The 20,850-nt window shown below is 60.5% G+C and carries 19 protein-coding genes; 6 read left to right on the forward strand and 13 right to left on the reverse strand.

Translation table 11 applies throughout. The features are described 5' to 3' along the window. Positions 1-82 precede the first annotated feature (82 nt). The 6 genes from PQR67_RS10350 to PQR67_RS10375 form a co-directional block, all read right to left on the reverse strand. Entirely contained in the window at positions 83-1,582 is a 1,500-nt protein-coding gene (locus tag PQR67_RS10350) for a cryptochrome/photolyase family protein (protein WP_408457895.1), read from the reverse strand. A gap of 277 nt (positions 1,583-1,859) precedes the next feature. Continuing rightward, entirely contained in the window at positions 1,860-2,279 is a 420-nt protein-coding gene (locus PQR67_RS10355) for an organic hydroperoxide resistance protein (protein WP_408457897.1), read from the reverse strand. A gap of 173 nt (positions 2,280-2,452) precedes the next feature. Next, the gene (locus tag PQR67_RS10360; RefSeq protein ID WP_120348826.1) at positions 2,453-2,905 is read right to left on the reverse strand and encodes a MarR family winged helix-turn-helix transcriptional regulator; all 453 of its coding nucleotides are present in this window, start codon (positions 2,903-2,905) and stop codon (positions 2,453-2,455) included. Between the two features lie 163 nt (positions 2,906-3,068). After that, entirely contained in the window at positions 3,069-3,875 is an 807-nt protein-coding gene (locus PQR67_RS10365; protein WP_408457901.1) for a BPSS1780 family membrane protein, read from the reverse strand. Then, positions 3,866-4,861, reverse strand: coding sequence for a homoserine kinase (locus tag PQR67_RS10370; protein WP_408457904.1), 996 nt, complete (start codon positions 4,859-4,861; stop codon positions 3,866-3,868). Before PQR67_RS10370 ends, PQR67_RS10365 begins: the two co-directional genes overlap by 10 nt. 158 nt (positions 4,862-5,019) lie before the next feature. Continuing rightward, positions 5,020-5,415 (reverse strand): hypothetical protein, encoded by a 396-nt coding sequence (locus tag PQR67_RS10375; protein WP_408457906.1) that lies wholly within the window; start codon positions 5,413-5,415, stop codon positions 5,020-5,022. A 200-nt stretch (positions 5,416-5,615) separates the two neighbouring features. Here PQR67_RS10375 and PQR67_RS10380 point away from each other — a divergent pair, with 200 nt between their 5' ends. After that, entirely contained in the window at positions 5,616-7,142 is a 1,527-nt protein-coding gene (locus PQR67_RS10380; protein ID WP_408457909.1) for an AMP nucleosidase, read from the forward strand. An 80-nt stretch (positions 7,143-7,222) separates the two neighbouring features. Here PQR67_RS10380 and PQR67_RS10385 read toward each other — a convergent pair whose 3' ends face one another. Continuing rightward, the gene (locus PQR67_RS10385; RefSeq protein ID WP_408457912.1) at positions 7,223-7,423 is read right to left on the reverse strand and encodes a hypothetical protein; all 201 of its coding nucleotides are present in this window, start codon (positions 7,421-7,423) and stop codon (positions 7,223-7,225) included. A gap of 1,082 nt (positions 7,424-8,505) precedes the next feature. On the opposite strand from PQR67_RS10385, the gene PQR67_RS10390 reads away from it, so the two are divergent. After that, complete coding sequence (locus tag PQR67_RS10390) at positions 8,506-9,264, forward strand: hypothetical protein (protein ID WP_408457915.1); 759 nt, start codon at positions 8,506-8,508, stop codon at positions 9,262-9,264. A 515-nt stretch (positions 9,265-9,779) separates the two neighbouring features. Here the strand turns inward: PQR67_RS10390 and PQR67_RS10395 are convergent. The 3 genes from PQR67_RS10395 to PQR67_RS10405 all read right to left on the reverse strand — a co-directional run bounded on the left by PQR67_RS10395 (position 9,780) and on the right by PQR67_RS10405 (position 11,510). Further along, the gene (locus tag PQR67_RS10395) at positions 9,780-10,238 is read right to left on the reverse strand and encodes a hypothetical protein (RefSeq protein ID WP_408457918.1); all 459 of its coding nucleotides are present in this window, start codon (positions 10,236-10,238) and stop codon (positions 9,780-9,782) included. A gap of 175 nt (positions 10,239-10,413) precedes the next feature. Beyond that, positions 10,414-10,944, reverse strand: a complete 531-nt coding sequence (locus tag PQR67_RS10400; protein WP_408457920.1) for a chromate transporter — start codon at positions 10,942-10,944, stop codon at positions 10,414-10,416. Next, positions 10,941-11,510: a chromate transporter gene (locus PQR67_RS10405; RefSeq protein ID WP_408458278.1), complete on the reverse strand. Its 570-nt coding sequence runs from the start codon at positions 11,508-11,510 to the stop codon at positions 10,941-10,943. The genes PQR67_RS10400 and PQR67_RS10405 overlap by 4 nt, the downstream gene beginning before the upstream one ends. 97 nt (positions 11,511-11,607) lie before the next feature. Here PQR67_RS10405 and PQR67_RS10410 point away from each other — a divergent pair, with 97 nt between their 5' ends. Next, on the forward strand, positions 11,608-12,525 hold the full coding sequence (locus tag PQR67_RS10410) for a transcriptional regulator GcvA (protein ID WP_408457923.1): 918 nt from the start codon (positions 11,608-11,610) through the stop codon (positions 12,523-12,525). A gap of 93 nt (positions 12,526-12,618) precedes the next feature. On the opposite strand, the gene PQR67_RS10415 is transcribed toward PQR67_RS10410, so the two are convergent. Next, positions 12,619-13,362 carry an LOG family protein gene (locus PQR67_RS10415; RefSeq protein ID WP_028196168.1) on the reverse strand — a complete coding sequence of 248 codons (744 nt, stop codon included), beginning with the start codon at positions 13,360-13,362 and terminating at the stop codon, positions 12,619-12,621. Between the two features lies 1 nt (position 13,363). On the opposite strand from PQR67_RS10415, the gene polA reads away from it, so the two are divergent. The 3 genes from polA to PQR67_RS10430 all read left to right on the forward strand — a co-directional run bounded on the left by polA (position 13,364) and on the right by PQR67_RS10430 (position 18,607). Then, positions 13,364-16,105: a DNA polymerase I gene (polA, locus tag PQR67_RS10420; RefSeq protein ID WP_408457926.1), complete on the forward strand. Its 2,742-nt coding sequence runs from the start codon at positions 13,364-13,366 to the stop codon at positions 16,103-16,105. Positions 16,106-16,283: 178 nt separating this feature from the next. Beyond that, the gene (locus tag PQR67_RS10425; protein WP_408457929.1) at positions 16,284-17,633 is read left to right on the forward strand and encodes an NAD(P)/FAD-dependent oxidoreductase; all 1,350 of its coding nucleotides are present in this window, start codon (positions 16,284-16,286) and stop codon (positions 17,631-17,633) included. A 101-nt stretch (positions 17,634-17,734) separates the two neighbouring features. After that, positions 17,735-18,607, forward strand: a complete 873-nt coding sequence (locus PQR67_RS10430) for a dienelactone hydrolase family protein (RefSeq protein WP_408457932.1) — start codon at positions 17,735-17,737, stop codon at positions 18,605-18,607. A gap of 17 nt (positions 18,608-18,624) precedes the next feature. On the opposite strand, the gene PQR67_RS10435 is transcribed toward PQR67_RS10430, so the two are convergent. Both PQR67_RS10435 and PQR67_RS10440 read right to left on the reverse strand, forming a co-directional pair. Beyond that, a complete protein-coding gene (locus tag PQR67_RS10435) occupies positions 18,625-19,494 on the reverse strand; it encodes a sulfurtransferase (protein ID WP_408457934.1) in 870 nt (289 codons plus the stop codon). Between the two features lie 211 nt (positions 19,495-19,705). Beyond that, complete coding sequence (locus PQR67_RS10440) at positions 19,706-20,812, reverse strand: aromatic ring-hydroxylating oxygenase subunit alpha (protein ID WP_408457937.1); 1,107 nt, start codon at positions 20,810-20,812, stop codon at positions 19,706-19,708. Between the last annotated feature and the right edge of the window lie 38 nt (positions 20,813-20,850).

Below are 20,850 nucleotides of genomic sequence, written 5' to 3' on the forward strand. Positions count from 1 at the left end.
GTCGCTGGAAGTGTAGCGACAGCAAAAAACGCATCGCTCAGTCTCCTCCAGACATTTCTGAGCAAAATATGAGAGCGGGCACTTACTTGCCGAAACGGGCAAGTGTACGCTGCCGCGCCTCAGCATGATCGACGATCGGCGCAGGGTAATCCTCGCCCAATATCACGCCGAACTCGGCAAGCCGTTCCGCACCCGCCAGCCATGGCGCGTGAATCCATTTGGCCGGCAATTTCTCAAGCTGCGGCAAGTAGCGTTTGATGAAACGCCCTTCGGCGTCGAACTTTTCGGATTGCGTGACCGGGTTGAAAATCCGGAAGTACGGTTGCGCGTCGCATCCCGTCGATGCCGCCCACTGCCAGCCGCCGTTGTTCGCCGCGAAATCGAAGTCGTTCAATTGCTCGGCGAAATAGCGCTCGCCGAACCGCCAGTCGACGCCCAGATCCTTGACCAGAAAACTCGCCGTCACCATCCGCAGGCGGTTGTGCATGTAGCCGGTGCGGTTTAGCTGCAGCATCGCGGCGTCGACTAGCGGATAGCCGGTGCGACCGTCGCACCACGCGGCATACGCGTCGTCCGCCGCCGGACCTTGCTCCCAGCGAAGCCAGTCATACTCTTCCTTGAACGACGCGCCGGCCGCCAGCCTCGGATGGTGCGAGAGGATCATGAAGTAAAAATCCCGCCAGATCAGTTCCGAAAGCCATGTGGCCGAGCCTTGCCCGTCGGGCTGCAATGAACTTTCGTAGGCGAACCGCGCGAGCGTGCGGAGCGAGACCGTACCGAAACGCAGATGCATCGACAGATAGCTCGGGCCTTTGACGGCGGGAAAGTCGCGCCGGTCCTGATAACTGTCGATGCGGCTCATGAAGTCATCGAGCAGACGTTGCGCGCCGCTCATGCCGGTGGGCAAGTTGAGTTCCGCGAGATTGCTCGGTGCGAAGCCCAACTGATCGAGCGTCGGTAACTGGCGGTCCAGCTTCGGCGGCAGCGCGGCCAGATGATTCGAGTAGCTTTCTACCGGATACGGCTTCAAATCGAAAGCTGTTAGCTGCTTGAGCCACGCGTTCTTGTACGGCGTGAACACCGTGAACGGTTTGTTCTGGCCCGTCAGCACTTCCTCACGCTCAAAAATCACCTGGTCCTTGAACGTCAGCCATTGGCGTCCAGCATCGGCAAGCCGTTCGTGTACCGTTTCGTCACGCTCGATCGCGAGCTGCTCGTAATCGTGATTCGCGAATACCGCGTCGACGCCGAGTTCAGCGGCAAGCCTGGGCACCAGATCGACCGGGTCGCCATACAGCACGACGAGGCCGCCGCCCTTGGCGCGCAATGCCTCGTCCAGCTCGCCCAGCGCAGCAAGGATGAACTCGATGCGGCGGTCCTGCGCTTGCGTATCCGGATGGCGGATCTGCCAGCCATCGATCAGCGGTTGCAGGATTGTCGTGTCGAATACGAACACGCACCAGACGTGCTCGCAATGCTTGAGCGCGTAGTAGAGCGCGGCGTTGTCCGTGCTGCGCAGGTCGCGGCGAAACCAGAGCAGGCCGGTATCGAAAGTGTCGTTCAGGCGTCGGACGCGTGTCATCGGAATCGTGGACCGGGGTGAATGGCTGCGTGATCGACCGTCGAACGTCGAGCGGCGCAATGATGAACTGCCGGGCGACGCTACTACGAAACTGAGCGATTATTCACGGCATTGGCGATGGTAAGTGATTACGCGCTCCCGTAACGCACATTACGTGCCGCGTCCATAAAACGGCTCAGCGCCCGGCCCTGTTTTGCAGGGTGCAGGCGCTGTTCGGCGTGGCGCGGTTTTGCCGCGCGCTGTCAACTACTCATGAGCGAGCCATTCAGGCTGTGGCTTAGGCGATTTCCAGACGCACCGCGACGTTATTGCGCGTGGCGTTCGAGTACGGGCAGACTTGATGCGCTGCGTCGACCAGTTCCTTGGCCGCGTCGGCGGCGAGGCCCGGCAACGAGACGCGCAGATCGATGTCGAGCGCGAAGCCACCCTTGTCGTTCGGGCCGATGCCCACTTCTGCTGTCACCTGCGTGTCGGCCGGCAAAGCCTGCTTGTGCTGGCCGGCGACGAATTTCATCGCGCTCAGGAAACACGCCGAGTAGCCGGCTGCAAAGAGTTGTTCCGGGTTGGTGCCGGCGGCGCCGGTGCCGCCCAGTTCACGCGGTGCGGCCAGTTTCACGTCCAGCGCATTGTCCGACGACACTGCACGACCATCACGGCCACCGGTGCTCGTTGCGCTTGCCTTGTACAGGATGTTCATGGTGTTGCTCCTTTATCTGGGTTGTCAGGGTCTGCCTGCTTGCCGCTGTTTGCTTGCCAGCCGTTCTGGCGCAGTGCTATCGAAGCGGCATGTGGTAAAGATAGTACACAAATCATTTGTGTGCAAATTAATTTTTGCATCGTATCGATAGCGTGCGTTTTGAAGCAGACCGGCTACTGGTCCATGTAATCGTTGAGTGTAGTGCGCAAACGTGTCAGATCGTCGCGCAGACGGAGCAGGAATTCCGGCGACTGTTGGGTCGCACAGAAGATTTCCGCCGGCACTTCGCGTGCCTGACGTTTCAGGGCGGTGCCGGCTTTGGTGAGGCGGATATAGACGAGCCGCTCATCTTCGACGCCGCGTACCCGCTCCAGGTAGCCCTGCGCTTCGAGACGTTTGAGCAGCGGCGTGACGGTTGCCGAGTCGAGATTCAACCGTGCGGCGAGGTCCTTGACCGTCACGTCGTCGGCCTCCCACAGCACCAGCATCGCCAGATATTGCGGATAGGTGAGGTTGAGCTTGTCGAGGAGCGGCTTGTACGCTTTCGTCATCGCAAGCGAGGTCGAATAGAGGGCGAAGCAGAGTTGCTCGTCGAGCGTGAAGGGTAAGGCGGGGCGCTGGGTCATGTTGCATCTCGCATAAAAAGAGCGTGCAAATCGATTGCGCGCAAACCATTGTGCCGCAAATCGAGGCAGGCTGACGAGTAGGGGGATTCAATGAAGCCGCGGGCGGCGCGCGCCAGGGCAGGACGGCGGCGGGCGCAGAAAAGCGCCCGCGCCTCAAGCGTACTCAAGCCGCCGGTGTGGTCGGCAGGTCCGGCGCTTCGGGTGTTTGCACGCCGAAGCAGCCGCGATAGGTCGCGTAGAACGAGCAATACAGCATGGTTACGACGATCATCGTGGCGGGCATCAGGATCGCGAACGCGAAGTCGCCCGCGCCGAGCGCCTGCATCAGCGCGGTCAGGCCGAACGAGACCGTTGTCGACACGGCGAACCACAAAGCGCCGAACACGATGAACGCACCACGATTGCGCCAGCAACTGACGACGCTGAAAAACATCGCCTTGACGGGCGGCACATCGTGCCACGCGGTAAGAATCGGTGAGAACCAGAAAATCATGGCCACCGGGACGTAAAACGCGAACGCAGTCAGTACCGCCAACGGAATATTGCTGTTGGCGACCACGTCCTGATCCACCGTGGTGATGCCGAGCATGACCTTCAGCAGCATGCCGCCGTCGGCGAGCGCCGAGCCGGCCAGCACCAGCGCCATCGCGACAACGTACAGCACGCCCAGCACCAGCAGACGTTTGGCGACCCCGGGGCCATACGAGTGAAAGCCGTCCACCAGAATGGTCGGGAACACCGGCTTGCCCGCGATGGTGTTGCGGCACGCCGCCATGAAGCCGACCGCGACACCCGGAATGAAGACCAGCGGCAGCACGCCGCCGACGACCGGAATCTGCGCCGCCAGCGTCATGACCAGCAGATAGGTGAAGAACAGCGTCAGAAACGCGAGCGGGTTCTTGCGGAACAGCCAGATACCCTGCCGGAACCAGACATAGCCGGTTTTCGCGGGGACTTCGATCAGTTGCATGAGGTATGAATGCCTGGAAGTGCAACGCCGGTCAGGCGTTCGCGCAGGATGCGCTCGAAATGGCCGGGGTCGTGCGGTTTGAGCAGCTCGGCCGCGCGCGGCAAATGAAAATCATACAGGCGCGAGACCCAGAAGCGGTAAGCGCCCGCACGCAGCATGTCGCCCCAATGGCGGTTTTCTTCGGCGGTGAACGGGCGCACGGTTTGATAGGCGCGCAGCATGGCTTCGGTGCGCGCCTCGTCGAGCTTGCCGGTGGCGAGGTCGACGCACCAGTCGTTGACCGTGACGGCGACGTCGAACAGCCACTTGTCGCAGCCGGCGAAATAGAAGTCGAAGAAGCCGCCCAGACGCACCTCGTGGCCAGTTCCCGGCGCGGCATGCGCGAATAGCACGTTGTCGCGGAACAGGTCGGCGTGGCACGGGCCTTCAGGCAACCTGGCGTAATCCGCCGACGCGAAGAACGCCTCCTGATGCGCCAGTTCCGACGACAGCAAGTCGCGTTGCGCACCTTCGAGGAACGGCAAGATGGCCGGCACGGTTTCCTGCCACCACGGCAGGCTGCGGAGGTTCGGCTGATAGCGTGGGTAATCGCGGCCCGCCAGATGCATGCGCGCGAGCATTTGCCCGACCTCGACGCAGTGCTCGATTTGCGGCGCCATCTCCGGCGCGCCTTCGAGTTTGGTCACGATGGCCGCGGGTTTGCCGTGCAGCGTGCCGAACAGCGCGCCGTCTTCGCGTGGCATGGGATCCGGCACCGGTACGCGGTGCGCGGCTAGATGCCGCATCAGATCGAGATAGAACGGCAGTTGCCCGGCCGTCAGCTTTTCGAAAATCGTGAGGACGTATTCGCCGCGCGTCGTCGTCAGAAAGAAGTTGCTGTTCTCAATACCGGACGGAATGCCGCGAAACTCGACGACTTCGCCGAGATCGTAGTGACGCATCCATTCTGCTAGTTGGGGTTCGGTGACAGCGGTGAAGACAGCCATGCGGGAAACGTCGGATCAGGTTAGTCGGGCTGGCGCAAGGCGGCCAGTGCGAGGTGTGAGGTGCTGAAAATCGGCAAGCAGGCTGAAAGCCCGGGGCGACGCCCGTGGGCCGCACAGATAGGGGAGCGGCTTATGTCGCGCCGCCGCCCCGGCATGCATCAATAAGTCAGATTCACTGACGGCAAACGGGTGCTCGCGCGGCCGTTGTCGCGCACCGTGGGTGATGTGTCGAGCGGTGCGCTCATCTGGTAGCGCGTGCCGAGATTCGAATGCACGTTGATTTCAACAGGCTTGCCTTTGTCACGATATTCGGTGATTTCGGTGCCGTTAGCGCTGCGTTCGTAGAAGCTCGGTGTGCGCGGGACGTTGATTTCGACCTTCGAGCTGACCTCGGCGGCCGGACGATTGATCTTCGCCAGGTCAGGCAGACCGGCCCGTTCATTAGCGGACTGGGGTGCATCGGCGGGCGGAGTGTCATCGACAGGCTGGGCAGCCATCGCGGCGTTGCCAAAGGCGAGAGCCAGTGCAACGGCGACGGGAAGGAGCGGCTTCATGGTGATTCTCCAATATGGTGCCCCGATTCTAGCAAATCCAGCATTGCCCCCGGGCGCGATCACCTTATTTTGCGCCGCTTTCGCGCGACGTGCGCGCATTCTTGCGGCCGCCATCGCGGCAGTTGCGGTAGGCGCCGCGGGGTCATTTGGCGATCCCGGGTTCCGTGGTAATGTCATCTCATCAATCGAGGTGAATGAAGATGAACAACGATACCAATCAACGCGCGGTGCAGACTCCCGCCAACAGCTTCCCAACCGAATCCTTTGACGACGCGACCGAGGCCGTCACGCGCCTGTCGGCGATTTATGAGGCGAACACCTCGTTCCTGCGCGACGCCTTCGCACGCTATCGCCGCAACGAACTGTTCGAGCGCCGGGTGCGCGCCTGCTACCCGTTCGTCCGCGTGCGCACCGAAGTCAACACGCATATCGACTCGCGCCGCTCGTACGGTTTTGTCGCGGGTCCAGGTGTGTTCGAGACCACGGTCACGCGGCCGGATCTGTTCGGCGACTACTATCGCGAGCAGTTGCGCCTGTTGGCCAAGAACCATCACGTGAAGATCGAAGTGGGTGTGTCCGACCAGCCGATTCCGATTCACTTCGCATTCGCTGAAGGCATCCACCTCGAGGGCGATCTGGATCGCGAGCGCCTGTTCCTGATGCGCGACGTGTTCGACACGCCGGACCTCGCGCTGCTCGACGACCGCATCGTCAACGGCACCTATGAGCCGCTGCCGGGCGAGCCGCATCCGCTCGCGCTGTTCACGGCGGCGCGGGTGGATTTCTCGCTGCATCGGTTGAAGCACTACACGGCGACCTCGCCCACGCATTGCCAGAACTACGTGCTGTACACGAACTACCAGTTCTATATCGACGAGTTCGTCAAACTCGGCCGCACGATGATGGCCCATACCGACGACGCGGAACTGCGCGCCTATCGCAGCGAATACACGTCGTTCGTCGAACCGGGCGACGTGATCACGTACAACGACAATCTCGGCGAGCAGGCGCAGGAAGGCACGGCGCCGCCGCGTCTGCCGCAGATGCCCGCGTATCACCTGAAGCGTGCCGATGGCAGCGGCATCACGATGGTCAATATCGGTGTCGGGCCGTCGAATGCGAAGACGATTACCGATCACATCGCCGTGCTGCGTCCGCATGCGTGGATCATGCTCGGCCACTGCGCGGGTCTGCGCAATACGCAGCGTTTGGGCGATTACGTGCTGGCGCACGGTTATGTGCGCGAAGACCACGTGCTCGACGACGATTTGCCGCTGTGGGTGCCGATTCCCGCGCTTGCCGAAGTGCAGGTGGCGTTGGAACGCGCAGTCGCGCAAGTCACGCAACTGGACGGCGTCGAGTTGAAGCGCGTGATGCGCACGGGCACGGTGGCGAGTGTGGATAACCGCAACTGGGAGCTGCGCGATCATCGTGAGCCGGTGCAGCGGCTGTCGCAAAGCCGCGCGGTCGCGCTCGATATGGAAAGCGCGACGATCGCCGCGAACGGGTTCCGCTTCCGCGTGCCTTACGGCACCTTGCTATGCGTATCGGACAAGCCCTTGCATGGCGAATTGAAACTGCCTGGCATGGCGGATCAGTTTTATCGGGCGCAGGTCGATCAGCATCTGCAGATCGGGGTGAAGGCGATGGAGTTGTTGCGGATGAATGGGCTGCATCGCTTGCATAGCCGGAAGCTGCGTAGTTTCGCGGAAGTGGCGTTTCAGTGAGCGTCCGCGTTGGCTTCGCGGAATAGGACTGTGAGCAGATCGGCCATATGGAGGATTGCGTTAGGGCAATCGCATGACGCTCACACGCCGATCAGTCTGTGGCGCGATTGATCGTTGGCGCGGACCTTGAGGCGGCGCATTTTCAGTCCTGCGCATGTGTTTGTATCGCACTTGAGCAGATTCAATGCGATACGGCACAGGCTTACGAAGCTCTGCGCTGTATTCTCGACTCTCACATGGGACTGGTTTTCGCCAAAGATCATGTCGAGTACCCAGTGCATGCTGTTTTCGACGCCTTGAAGGAAATCCCATCAGAGGATCGAGCAACTCAGGACCCGCCGTGATCCTGTTGCTTTTGTTTGCCGTGCGCGCCTGTCCCAGTACCACGCTCAAGTCACTACAGTAGGCCGACGCCACCAGGTGGAGCGCACGCTGATCGTTGCGATGAGCGTCGCGCACCGTCTCGCCGTTGAGGGTTATCGCCTGATCGGTCAACGCCAGGAATAGACGCGCATTCCAACTTCGCTTCCGCGCATGTCTGGATCGTTACCCCGATATCGGCGCTCGACAGAATTGCACACAGCGCCACCACCAGCACTTCCGTCAGGTCGTGAGCCGGCGTGAGGCTGCGCAGATCGCGCAAATCTCCAAACGCTTCTTCGATACTGAACACGCCTTTTTGCACCACTTTTTCTCGGCCACGAAAGCCAGAGCACACGCGTCTTCAATAAAGCTTACAGGGTGCTCGTCACCATCTGTGACGTTTCATGTAATTGCCCTGCGGTATCAGCAATGACCGCCATTTTTTCGGAATTATCTGATGTTAATCGCATCGGCGGCAACGATACATTTTAAATGTAGTGAGAGCTACATTCATAGGCGGCGATATCCACCAAACTAAATAAAAATACAATGACTACTAGACGACTATTTTTGCGAATAAGTACATTGTCTCTTGCTGGTATCACGTCTCAAATCGCAAGGGCGACTCCAACATCCCCCCAAATTGCAGCCACGTCGTTGCGCGGATATGCGTTAACAAACGGCGCAACTGCATTGAGGCGCGACGACGGCGCATGGGTATTCTGGGTGCGCATCATAAATTTTGAGGACCCGAGTAGTGACATTGCCGCGAGTCTTCAGGTGGCTACAGATAGAGGGTTCTCGCAGATTGTTGATGTTCTGCCTGTCATTCTCACAAAGACGAAATCATTTATCGCCCAAGTGGTGTACGCACCAAAAACTGGAAATACACAGCTCTATTATCGTTATGTTGTCGGATCGAGTCCGTCTACTGCACCGTCCGTCAGCTCATCCGTGAATTCAATTGCTCCATGGAATGCAGAATCAAAGGTTGAATAAAATGCCAAAAGTGGAAATGGTGTTGCAATTCATTGAAAGCGGCTCAAATTCGATGACTACTTATCAGGCGCTTATGTCTGCGGCAAGTAGCCCAAGTGACTCGCTGTCAGTTATTCAGAATGGCTCCAGCCTCGTTGCAACGATATCAAATGTTGCTCCGATGATGCAGCCAGTACGTATCATGACAAACGGATTGGCCGCGACGTCTGCATTAATACGAATTGTGACAGATTGGAAAGACCCGAACAAAAAGATCCAGCCGGGAGACGTGCTGACCGTTGTAAGTGCGATTGGAACGATGGCTATTACGCTGCTTGTTTGGGCGGAAATTGGCCCAGGTGCCGCAGCTGTAGTCGGTGGACTCGTCCTTGCTGCTGATCTGCAATCTTCCTTTCAGCCATATATAAACTCTACAAAAGTATGGCTAGGCAGCTATATGACAAACGTGCTGCAAGTCTCGAACCCTCCGTCAGTTGCTAGCGCGTCACTTTATTGGTCAAGTCTCGGAACTGGGAGTGGATACATGCTGGCCTCATACAACGAAATATTGACACAAAAGGGTTTGTTCATTTGTCTGAGCGATAAGGGTATTGTTTCGGGTAGTGGTTTGATACCTACGGCGACCCCCGTTCCAGGTAGCTTTACGCCAGTCAACGAGGATCAATACAAGGAAAACTACTGCCGATATCTGAGTGTTGAGCAGGGTTGGAGCGATATTGTTAGTGGAATGGATTACTGCAAGAACGTAAAATTCAGATAGTTATGATAGCAATGCCGCGTTGTATTCGGATTTCACTTGCCGGATTCTTTCTCGCCTTCCTGTGCGAGGCTTGGGTTGAAATCGGCTTACTTCACTCCGGTTCTCTGCCGTGGGAAGGCCGTCTGGCCGTGTTAGCTGGTCTTGCGGTAAATCCCGTGGCGCTTGTGTATGGGATAAAGAGAACGAAATGGGCTTGCGATCTGTTTAAATGGATCGGAGTCTTTGGTCTCGTATGGACTATATACGGCCACCCATATTTGCAAGAATTGGGCTTATGGGCTATCGCGCTAATTACCGTTTCTGTGTGGCTCCGACTCGGCGCGCTCTTCATATGGCGGCGCAAGGCATCGAAAGATTGGATCGAAGCCGCTATTACTGGCGAAGGTCTGTGGCGGCGCAGATGAATGCCGAATAAGGGGCCTTTCTCTTCTGCCCTCAGTTACCGCATTGCGCGGTAACTGAGGGCAGAAATTTTCGCCACAGTCATCCCTGTGACTTTCAAATTACCCAGACATCTAGGGTTTCAGTAGCCTGTAGATCTTTGCCGACCTCCGCCAGGAGAATAGCGTCCAGGCGTTCATCACTACGACCGCAATAATCCAAACTACAACACGCGCACCGGCGTCGCCGCTGTAAGCTTCGTTTATCCATTTAAGGCAAAGCAGGATCGATATCAGGATGCCTGCCACAAACCACCAGAACGAAGTCTCGGGCGAATTGACGCCGCAAATCTCGCCCGTCGAGTGGTTTAACCATCCCACAAGTGTTTGCCAGTTATCCGTATCACGCAGTACCGCCGTCACGACCATGCCGTTTTCAAGTCGAGGCGCGCCGCGCATTTGTACAGCGTACTGACGTTTGCCTGCAACCGTGACGTTAAATGCTGTGCTGATTGTTCTGCTGCCATACTTATCTTTCTCGGCGACTATCCCGCCGAAGTTTTCAAGCGTGACGGTAACGGCGTGGTAGGTCATAAGCAGATGGCGCAGGGGCTGGATCCATAAGCATAGCTGTGCTCCGTAATCCCGAAATACTGACCGTACCGTTTCTTGGCACCGCATTGCGTTTGGTCAATGTGATTCTCGATCCGCTATGTTTGGGGGGGGCTGTGCGCCAGGCATTGCATCACGCAGGTTTCCCAAAAGGGACTCAAAACTGCCCAAACCCCGTCAGCCCGATCAAACTCCCAGCCGCCAGCAGCCACAGCGGATGAATCCGGGTCTTCAACGCCAGCACCACGGTAAAAGCGCAGATCGCCCAGGCAATCGCCGTCGGGTTCGACGCTTCGGCGATCAGCGCCGCGCTTGCCGCGATGATGCCGGCCGTCACCGGCACCAAGCCCATTTGCGCGTAACGCCGCCACGGCCGGTCCTTGAAGCGATCCCATGCATGTAGCGCGAGAATCGTCACGAGCGAAGAGGGTCCGAACTTCGCCACGGACGTCACCAGCATCCCCGCCCAACCCGCCACGTGCCAGCCGACCAGTGTGACGATCATCAGATTCGGCCCCGGCGCCGCCTGGGCGAGCGCGAACAGTGCGCTGAATTCACTGGCCGGCATCCAGTGATGCACATCCACGACCTGACGCTGCATCTCCGGAAGAATCGTGTTGCCGCCGCCGAACGCCAGCAACGAAAGCTGACTGAAAATAATCGCGAGAGAAATGAGCGTGTCGTTCATTGTGTGGCCCTCGACGCGATGTAGATGCTGAGCGGCGTGAGCACCAGCATCGTAGGCAGAAGCGGCAGGCGCATGATGGCGATCGCGATGAAACCGAGCGCCGCGATAAGCGCGGCCATCGGTTTATTGCGCAACGGCAGCAGGATTTTCACGGCCATCGAGATCAGCAGGCCGGACGCCGCTGCGGCGAGACCGGCAAACAGATGGCGAACGTGCGGGTTGTTTTGCGTGTGTTCGTACAGCAAGCCAAGGCCGATCACCACCAGCGACGGTCCCGCGATCAAGCCGAGCAAACCTGCCAGCGCACCTGGCACACCGCGAAAGCGCATCCCGATCGCCACGGAGAGATTGATCACGTTGCCACCCGGCAAGAATTGGCACAAGCCGAGCAAATCGGTGAACTCCGTGCCGGTCAGCCAGCGCCGCTGCTCGACCAGGGCGCGCCGCGCCAGGGGCAGTGCCCCGCCGAACGAGATCAGCCCGAGACCGAGAAAGCCGCCAAAAATTTCCCGCAATGTGGGCGCGGGTGCGAGAGCAGCCTCGGTCGAGGTGAGATCGTGATCCATATCGTTAAGCTTCCAGTTCAAGCTCAGGAGGGTAGCGCCGAACCAGCCTCGCGCAAAACGATTTTTGAGCGCGCCTTTGTGATCTAGAATCACAAGCATGGCCCGTAATCTTCCTCCTTTTCCGGCGCTGCGTGCCTTCGAAGCCGCGGCACGGCATGAAAGCTTCACCGCCGCGGCGAACGAATTGCATGTGACGCACGGTGCAATCAGCCGGCAAGTCGCGGCTTTTGAAGCATGGCTCGGCGTGCAGGTATTCCATCGCCGCGGCAAGCGCGTGCGTCTGACCGACGACGGCCGCCGCTATCTGGGCACTGTCCAGGCTGCGTTCGACAGCATTGCGCTTGCCACGGATCAACTGCGCGATACGGGTGTCGTTCACGTTTTAAGGGTGAATGCACTGCCGACCTTCGCGATGAAATGGCTGCTGCCGCGGCTCCATCAGTTTCAGCGCAAGGTGCCGAATGTGGAACTGCGCTTGTCGACTTCAAACGCACCGGTCGAGACCCTGGACAGCTTCGACGTCGCGGTACGGCGCGGTCCGGCGCATTGGCCGAACTGCGTGAGCGGCCATTTCCTTGGCGAGAGCGAGATTCCGGTGTGCAGCCCCGCGCTGCTGCAACGCTCGCCGATCAAGGTGGCCGACGACCTCGCGAGGCACGTGCTGTTGCACTCAGATACGCGGCCCGATGCGTGGAGTAACTGGTTATCGGCAGCAGGAGTCACAGCGAAATGCCGGAAGAAGCAGTCGTTCGATCACTTCTATCTGGCCTTGCAGGCAGCGGTGGATGGTCTCGGCGTGGCGCTCGGTCCGTTGCCTTTGCTGGCGGACGAGCTGACATCGGGACGGCTCGTCGTGCCGCTGCCAGGTCCACGTATCGATGCACGCGGTTACTGGTGGGTGGCGAGGCGGGAGGTCGCGCAGGCGCCGCTCGTGGCGCAGTTCTGCGAATGGCTGCAGGCGCAGGGGGATCAGACGGATGTGGCGGAAGCGAGCGACCTGGAGGCCGCCCGCTAGAACTCGCGCGTGTTGCTCAATGTGGCTTGAACATTGAGCATTGAGCACGGGCCAGGCACACCTACTTCGCGCACGGGGCGCGAAGTTCAAGCCTCACAGATAGAACATCCGGTCTTCATCCGACTTGGCCGGATGTGGTTCGGCTTCTTCGCGGTCTTCGTAGAACTTCAATACCGCTTCGAGGACCTGGTCCGGATCGTCGATCACCTGCATCAAGTCCATATCTGCCGGATTGATCAGGCCCATCGGCGTGAGCGAGTTCTTGAACCACGCAAGCAGGCCTTCCCAGAACTCGCCGCCTACCAGAATGATCGGCACGTGGCGCGATTTCTTGGTTTGAATCAGCGTGAGGACCTCGGCGAGTTCATCCAGCGTGCCGAAGCCGCCCGGCATGACGATCACCGCATCCGAGTTCTTCACGAACGTGACCTTGCGCGTGAAGAAGTGGCGGAAACGCAGCGAAATGTCCTGCCACTGATTGCCCGATTGCTCGTGCGGCAGTTCGATATTCAGGCCGACCGAAGGGGCCTTGCCGGCATGAGCGCCCTTGTTGGCGGCTTCCATAATGCCGGGGCCGCCGCCGGAGATGACCGCGAAGCCCGCGTCCGACAGTTTGCGCGCGATTTGCGTGGCGAGTTTGTAATAGGGCGAGTTCGGTTTCAGGCGCGCTGAACCGTAGATGCTGACAGCCGGACGAATCTCCGAGAGGTACTCGGTCGCCTCGATAAACTCTGCCATAATCGTGAACATCTGCCACGATGCGCGGGCCTTCTTAGCCGTAGCGCGCTCTTGATCTGCGAGTGATCGCAGACTCGGAATCACTTTTCTCTTAGTCATAATGCCTGAAGAACGAAGCCTTGAAGGTAAGACCCTGCTATTGGTCGACGGTTCGAGTTATCTGTACCGGGCCTACCATGCGATGCCTGATCTGCGCGGACCCGAAGGTGGTCCGACGGGTGCGCTCTATGGAATGATCAACATGCTGCGGCGCATGCGCAAGGAAGTCACTGCAGAGTATAGCGCGTGCGTGTTCGACGCCAAGGGCAAAACGTTCCGTGACGACTGGTATGCCGACTATAAGGCGAACCGCCCGTCCATGCCGGAGGATCTCGCTCGCCAGATCGAGCCGATTCACGTTGCCGTGCGCGCGCTCGGCTGGCCGCTGCTGATGATCGAAGGCGTCGAAGCCGACGACGTGATCGGTACGCTCAGCACCGAGGCCGAAAAGCGCGGCATGAATGTGATCGTGTCGACTGGGGACAAGGATCTGGCGCAGCTCGTGTCGGATCATGTCACCCTCATCAATACGATGACGAATGAGAAGCTCGACCGCGAAGGCGTGATCGCCAAATTCGGCGTGCCGCCGGAGCGCATCATCGACTACCTGTCGTTGATCGGCGATACCGTCGACAACGTGCCCGGCGTCGATAAATGCGGGCCGAAAACGGCGATCAAATGGCTTGCGCAGTACGAGACACTCGACGGCATCGTCGCACATGCGGACGAAATTAAAGGTGCGGTAGGAGACAATCTGCGACGTGCGCTCGATTTTCTGCCAATGGCGAAGAAACTCGTCACCGTCGAGCGGCAATGCGATCTGACCGGTCATATCGTGTCGATCGAGGAAAGCCTGCAAAGCCGGCCGGAATCGCGCGAGGAATTGCGCGACGTGTTCACGCGCAACGGTTTCAAGACCTGGCTGCGCGAAGTGGAAGTCGCCGAGGTCGTGGAAGGTCCCGAGACCGATGTGCCGCCGGCGCTCACCGTGGATCACGAACGTCACTACGACACCGTGCAGAGCTGGGAGCAGTTCGACGCCTGGCTCGAGAAAATCAACGCCGCCGAATTGACGGCGTTCGATACCGAGACTACCTCGCTCGATCCCATGACCGCGCAGATCGTGGGCGTGTCGTTGTCGGTCGAACCCGGCCATGCCGCTTATGTGCCGCTCGCGCATCGCGGTCCGGACGCGCCCGTGCAACTGCCGCGCGACGAAGTGCTGGCCAGGCTCAAGCCGTGGCTGGAGAGCGCAGAACACAAGAAAGTCGGCCAGCACATGAAGTACGACGAGCAGGTGCTGGCGAACTACGGCATCGAAATGCGCGGCGTCGAACACGACACGCTGCTCGAATCGTACGTGCTCGAGTCGCATCGTACGCACGACATGGACAGCCTCGCGCTGCGCCATCTCGGCATCAAGACGATCAAGTACGAAGAGGTCGCGGGTAAAGGCGCGTCGCAAATCGGTTTCGACGAAGTCGCTTTGGAGCAGGCCGCCGAGTATGCAGCGGAAGACGCCGACATCACCTTGCGTCTGCATCAGGCTTTGTATCCGCAAGTGGCCGCGGAGAAAACGCTCGACTACGTATATCGCGACATCGAAGTGCCGACCTCGCGCGTCTTGCGCAAGATGGAGCGTACCGGCGTGCTGATCGACGCGGAAAAGCTGCGCGCGCAAAGCAGCGAAATCGCCACGCGTCTGATTCAACTGGAAAGCGAAGCGTACGTGCTGGCCGGCGGCGAATTCAATCTGGGTTCGCCGAAGCAGATCGGTCAGATCTTCTTTGAAAAGCTCGAATTGCCGGTGGTCAAGAAGACTCCGAGCGGCGCGCCGTCCACCGACGAAGAAGTGCTGCAAAAGCTCGCCGAAGACTATCCGCTGCCGAAGATCCTGCTCGAACACCGCGGCTTGTCGAAGCTGAAATCGACCTATACCGACAAGCTGCCGCGCATGGTCAACGCCACCACCGGCCGCGTGCATACGAACTATGCGCAGGCGGTGGCGGTCACGGGCCGGCTGGCGTCGAACGATCCGAACCTGCAGAACATTCCCGTGCGCACCGGCGAAGGCCGTCGCATTCGCGAGGCGTTTATTGCCCCGCCGGGCCATAAGCTCGTGTCCGCCGACTACTCGCAGATCGAACTGCGCATCATGGCGCACATTTCCGGCGACGAATCGCTGCTGCGCGCGTTCTCGCATGGCGAAGACATTCACCGCGCCACCGCGGCGGAAATTTTCAGCGTAACGCCGCTCGAAGTCTCGAACGATCAGCGGCGTGTGGCGAAGGTCATCAACTTCGGCCTGATCTACGGCATGAGCGCGTTTGGCCTCGCCGCCAACCTCGGCATCACGCGCGATGCGGCCAAGCTGTATATCGACCGCTACTTCGCGCGCTATCCGGGCGTCGCGCGCTATATGGACGAAACGCGTCTGAGCGCGAAGTCCAAGGGCTACGTGGAGACGGCGTTCGGTCGCCGCCTGTGGCTGCCGGAGATCAACGGCGGCAACGGTCCGCGCCGTCAGGCAGCGGAGCGCGCGGCCATTAACGCGCCGATGCAGGGCACGGCCGCCGACCTGATCAAGCTGTCGATGATCGCGGTGCAGAAGTGGATCGAAGAGTCGAAGATCGGTACGCGCATGATCATGCAGGTCCACGACGAACTGATTCTCGAAGTGCCCGACGCGGAATTGTCCGATGTACGTAAGCGCTTGCCGGAACTGATGTGCGGTGTCGCCGCGCTGAAAGTGCCGCTGGTCGCCGAAGTGGGCGCCGGCCTGAACTGGGAAGAAGCGCATTGACGTGAATGTGACGGGGCGCCTGAAAGGCGATAACGTCGTGCACATGTCACATATGCGTATTGATAGCTTGTGACAACCCGTGCCGCTCGCGGACAATCAGCCAGAACAGACGGCGCGCCCTTGATGTCCAGGGCGTGCCGTAGCGACGCATAACCCATCGGCAAATACGGAGAGTTCAATGCATCGTTTTATCGTCGTTGGCGGAGGCGCGGGGGGGCTGGAGTTGGCGACACGCTTAGGCGACCGCTATGCACCCCACAAGAACAAGGGCGGTGTGCGCGCGCAAGTGACGCTCGTCGACCGCAATCCAACCCATATCTGGAAGCCGCTGCTGCATGAAGTGGCGGCCGGCAGCATGGACCCGTTCACCCAGGAACTCGAATATGCGGCGCAAGCGCGTTGGCACAGCTTCGAGTTTCAGCAGGGCGAGTTGACCGGTCTGGACCGCGCGAACAAACGTCTGACGCTCGGCACCGTGCTCGACGACGATGGCGCCGAATTGCTGCCCGCACGCGAACTCGAATACGACACGCTGATCATCGCGATCGGCAGCACCACGGCGTTCTTCGGCGTGAAGGGCGCGCCCGAGTTTTCTCTCGCGCTCGACACGGTTAGCCAGGCGGAGCGCTTCCGCAAGCGCCTGATCGCGGCCTGCATGCGCGCGGAGCACCAGGTGCATGAACCGGTCGAATCGAACCCGGGCACGTCGCCTTCGTCTGAGCCGCGCATCCAGGTGGCGATCGTCGGCGGTGGCGCGACGGGTGTCGAACTCTCGGCTGAATTGCGTAACACGGCCCAGGTGCTGTCTGCGTACGGCTTGCATAAGCTCGATCCGCGCCACGACGTCGGCATCGTGCTGATCGAGGCGGGCCCGCGCATTTTGCCGGCCTTGCAGGAGCGCGTATCGACGGCCACCGCCGAATTGCTCACCAAGCTCGGCGTGAGGCTGATGATCGGCGAGACCGTGGCGGAAGTCGCGCCCGGCATGATCCGCACGGCCAGCGGTAAAACCGTGCGCGCCGACCTGACGGTATGGGCGGCAGGCATCAAGGCGCCGGCCATCCTGAGCGAGCTCGACGGCCTGCCGGTCAATCGTCTGGGGCAACTCGTCGTGCGCCGCACGCTGCAAACCGAAATCGACGACAACATCTTCGCGCTCGGCGATTGCGCGGCTTGCCCATGGCCGGGCAACGAGCGCAATGTGCCGCCGCGGGCACAAGCGGCTCACCAGCAGGCCAGCTTTCTGATGAAGGCGCTGGCGGCCCGGCTCGAGAACAAGCCGCTGCCTGAGTTCACCTACCGCGACTTCGGCTCGCTGGTGTCGCTCGGGCACTTCAGCGCGGTCGGCAATCTGATGGGCGGTGTGATCGGCGGCAATATGCTGATCGAAGGGCTGTTCGCGCGCTTCATGTACATGTCGTTGTACCGGCTGCATATCGCGGCGCTGCACGGCTACGCGCGGATGGTGCTCGACACCTTCGCGCACTGGCTGCGGCGCACCACGCTGCCGCGGGTCAAGCTGCACTGAGGGCTGGTTGCAGGCTGAACGCGCCTGAGAAGGATGCATCTGCAACAGGATGCCGGTGAAGCGTATCCTGTTGCATCCACCCTTCCCCCGAGGAGCGCCGCATGCTGAAACCCGAGATCGACAGCCTGGTCCCGCACGTTCCCTTCAATCGGCGTACTTTCATCAAGGCCGCGTTCGGCACCGGTTTCGCCATGGCCGTGTTGCCGGTGTCAGCGCAAACCATCCATACCGATAGCGACGGTCTGGAGGCCGGCGAGATCGCGGTGCATTCCGGCGACACGCTGGTGCCGGCTTATCGCGCGCAGCCCAAGGGCAAGACGCACTTGCCGGTGATTATCGTGATCCATGAGGCGTTCGGCGTGCACGAGCATATTGCCGACGTGTGCCGGCGTTTTGCCAAACTCGGTTATCTGGCGATCGCGCCGGATCTGTTCGTCCGCGAGGGCGATCCGGCGGTGCTGCCGACCATCCAGCAGATCAGCAATCAAATTCTGAGCAAGGTGCCGGACCAGCAGGCGCTGGACGATCTCGACGCCACGGTCGCGTGGGCGGGCGAGCACGGCGGCGATCTGAACCGGTTGGGGGTGAATGGTTTTTGCTGGGGCGGACGTATCGCGTGGCTGTATGCCGAGCACAATCCCCGGCTGAAGGCGGCGGCGGCGTGGTATGGCCGGGTCAGTGGCGATCACAGCCAAACGATGCCCGCGAACCCGCTCGATCGCGTGGCGGATCTGCACGCGCCGGTCCTGGGTCTATACGGCCTGCAGGATCAAAGCATCCCGCAAGACACGCTCGAGCAGATGAAGCAGGCCATCGCGCAAGGCCCGCAGGCGGGGCGCGGCTCGCAATTCGTCGTGTACGACGACGCGGGCCACGCGTTTTTTGCTGACTACCGGCCGAGCTATAAGAAGGCCGACGCTGAAGATGGCTGGCGACGGGTGCTGGTATGGTTCAAGCAGCACGGCGTCGCTTAAGTCAACCGCCCAGTCGCTTACGGATTCGGACCCGTTGCAACCGGCCGCTTCGGGTCAGAACTCCATTCACTCCACGATCCCGCGTAGAGCGCCGCGCCATGCAGGCCAGCGACTTCCATGGCGAGCGCGTTCACACATGCCGTCACGCCCGAGCCGCATTGCAACACGACGTGCTCCGGCGACGTGTCGCCCAGCAACGCATGGAATTCCTCACGTAGCGTGTGGGCCGGTTTGTAGCGGCCGTCGGCGGTGAGGTTGTCCTTGAAGAAGCGGTTGAGCGCGCCGGGAATATGGCCGCCAACGCGATCCAGCGTTTCGTTCTCGCCGCGATAGCGATCGTTCGCGCGTGCATCCACCACCACGCGTTCTTTCGTGCCCAGATTGCGCTCGACGGTCTGCGCGTCGACGGTGACGGAAAGCGGTGCGCCTGCCTTGAAGTCGCCGGTGTTCTGCGCCGGCGCGTCTTGCGTCAGCGGATGGCCGGCGGCTTGCCAGGCTTGCAATCCACCGTCGAGCAGCGCAACCGCGTCGTGGCCAAGCCAGCGCAGCAGCCACCATGCGCGCGCGGCATACATGCCCCCCTGCGCGTCATACGCGACCACCTGCTGACCCTGCTTGAGCCCGCGGGACTCCAGCGTTTCCACCAGCCGCGCGCGCTCCGGCAGCGGATGGCGGCCGTTGCTGCCGTTCTTCGGCCCAGACAGATCGCGATCGAGGTTCAGATAGTGCGCGCCAGGCAGATGCCCGGCCAGATAGGCTTTCTCGCCCGCCTCTGTGTCGGCCAGATCGAAGCGGCAATCGATGACGAACACGCTGCCCGGCGCGGCAGCCAGCCGTTCCGCGAGGTTGGTCGCGGAAATGAGTGTGGTGTAGTGAGTGTGCGGCATGACGTCTCCGGTCCCATGCAAGATGGTTGTAAAGCGGGCGATTGCGGCGCTCGCCCGGCGGCTTGGCGCCGTTAGCGAATGGCCGAACGATACTGATAGTCTAAACAAAAAAAGACGGGCCGAAGCCCGTCTTTCCATGCTTTGATGCGGTTCGCGCAAGCGATCGGTTCAAGCGCCGATGCATACGGAGCACGCGCGGACTCCGCGCGAATCAGATGGCGCCGAGTTCGCGCCGCAAGAATTCGTGGAAGTGCTGCATGCCGTCTTCCATCGGACTCTGATACGGACCGACCTGTGATTCGCCGCGTTCCATCAGCGCGCGGCGGCCAGCGTCCATACGCTCGGCGATCTCGTCGTCTTCGCGGGCCGTTTCCATGTAGGCGGCGCGCTCGGCTTCGACGAACTCGCGTTCGAACAGCGCGATTTCCTCAGGGTAATAGAACTCCACCACGTTGGTGGTTTTTTGCGGACCGCGCGGAATCAGCCACGACACGACCAGCACGTGCGGATACCACTCGATCATGATGCCCGGGTAGTACACCATCCAGATCGCGCCGAATTCGGGCGGATTGCCGCCACGGAAGCGCAGCACTTCGTCGTGCCATTTACGGTACGTCGGGCTGCCCGGCTGCTCCAGATCCTTGTGGACGCCGACCGTCTGCACGCTGTACCACTCACCGAATTCCCACGTCAGGTCGTCGCAATTGACGAAGCTGCCGAGGCCCGGATGGAACGGCGCGACGTGGTAGTCCTCCAGGTAGACCTCGATAAAGGACTTCCAGTTGTAATTGCACTCGTGCACTTCGACGTGATCGAACATGAAGCCCGAAAAATCGAAGTGTTGCTTGGTGCCGAGGCGTGCCAGATCCCGCGCGACGTCGCGCCCCTGCGCTTCGAACAGCAGGCCTTGCCAGTTCTGCAGCGGCGTGGCGCCGAGATTCAGGCAGGGGTTGTCAGCGAAATGCGGTGCGCCGAGGAGCTGGCCGTTCAGATCGTACGTCCAGCGATGCAGGGGGCAGACGATGTTCTCCGCCTGGCCGCGGCCGTTGAGCATGATGGCTTGCCGGTGGCGGCACACGTTCGACAGCAGTTCGACTTGCGACTGCTGGTTACGGACGAGCACACGCCCTTCGCTCTCGCTGGGCAAAGCAAAATAATTCCCCGCTTCGGGCACCATGAGATCGTGGCCGATGTAGCGAGGACCTTTCTTGAAAAGGGTGTCGATTTCGCGCGTTAGAAGCGCTTCGTCAAAGTAAGCCGTGACTGGCAGCTGGCTGTGGACAGACCGCAACTGCAATGCATTGCTCAGATTGGACATTCCCACTCCCGTGAAGACGTGAAAGCAGTGAACAACCC

The organism is Paraburkholderia fungorum (genome assembly GCF_046026025.1).
GTDB lineage: Bacteria > Pseudomonadota > Gammaproteobacteria > Burkholderiales > Burkholderiaceae > Paraburkholderia > Paraburkholderia fungorum_E.

Coding starts and splice junctions, on each gene's coding strand:
- PQR67_RS10350 (WP_408457895.1), bottom strand. CDS start 1,582: ATGACACGCGTCCGACGCCTGAACGACACTTTCGATACCGGCCTGCTC.
- PQR67_RS10355 (WP_408457897.1), bottom strand. CDS start 2,279: ATGAACATCCTGTACAAGGCAAGCGCAACGAGCACCGGTGGCCGTGAT.
- PQR67_RS10360 (WP_120348826.1), bottom strand. CDS start 2,905: ATGACCCAGCGCCCCGCCTTACCCTTCACGCTCGACGAGCAACTCTGC.
- PQR67_RS10365 (WP_408457901.1), bottom strand. CDS start 3,875: ATGCAACTGATCGAAGTCCCCGCGAAAACCGGCTATGTCTGGTTCCGG.
- PQR67_RS10370 (WP_408457904.1), bottom strand. CDS start 4,861: ATGGCTGTCTTCACCGCTGTCACCGAACCCCAACTAGCAGAATGGATG.
- PQR67_RS10375 (WP_408457906.1), bottom strand. CDS start 5,415: ATGAAGCCGCTCCTTCCCGTCGCCGTTGCACTGGCTCTCGCCTTTGGC.
- PQR67_RS10380 (WP_408457909.1), top strand. CDS start 5,616: ATGAACAACGATACCAATCAACGCGCGGTGCAGACTCCCGCCAACAGC.
- PQR67_RS10385 (WP_408457912.1), bottom strand. CDS start 7,423: ATGCACTGGGTACTCGACATGATCTTTGGCGAAAACCAGTCCCATGTG.
- PQR67_RS10390 (WP_408457915.1), top strand. CDS start 8,506: ATGCCAAAAGTGGAAATGGTGTTGCAATTCATTGAAAGCGGCTCAAAT.
- PQR67_RS10395 (WP_408457918.1), bottom strand. CDS start 10,238: ATGACCTACCACGCCGTTACCGTCACGCTTGAAAACTTCGGCGGGATA.
- PQR67_RS10400 (WP_408457920.1), bottom strand. CDS start 10,944: ATGAACGACACGCTCATTTCTCTCGCGATTATTTTCAGTCAGCTTTCG.
- PQR67_RS10405 (WP_408458278.1), bottom strand. CDS start 11,510: ATGGATCACGATCTCACCTCGACCGAGGCTGCTCTCGCACCCGCGCCC.
- PQR67_RS10410 (WP_408457923.1), top strand. CDS start 11,608: ATGGCCCGTAATCTTCCTCCTTTTCCGGCGCTGCGTGCCTTCGAAGCC.
- PQR67_RS10415 (WP_028196168.1), bottom strand. CDS start 13,362: ATGACTAAGAGAAAAGTGATTCCGAGTCTGCGATCACTCGCAGATCAA.
- polA (WP_408457926.1), top strand. CDS start 13,364: ATGCCTGAAGAACGAAGCCTTGAAGGTAAGACCCTGCTATTGGTCGAC.
- PQR67_RS10425 (WP_408457929.1), top strand. CDS start 16,284: ATGCATCGTTTTATCGTCGTTGGCGGAGGCGCGGGGGGGCTGGAGTTG.
- PQR67_RS10430 (WP_408457932.1), top strand. CDS start 17,735: ATGCTGAAACCCGAGATCGACAGCCTGGTCCCGCACGTTCCCTTCAAT.
- PQR67_RS10435 (WP_408457934.1), bottom strand. CDS start 19,494: ATGCCGCACACTCACTACACCACACTCATTTCCGCGACCAACCTCGCG.
- PQR67_RS10440 (WP_408457937.1), bottom strand. CDS start 20,812: ATGTCCAATCTGAGCAATGCATTGCAGTTGCGGTCTGTCCACAGCCAG.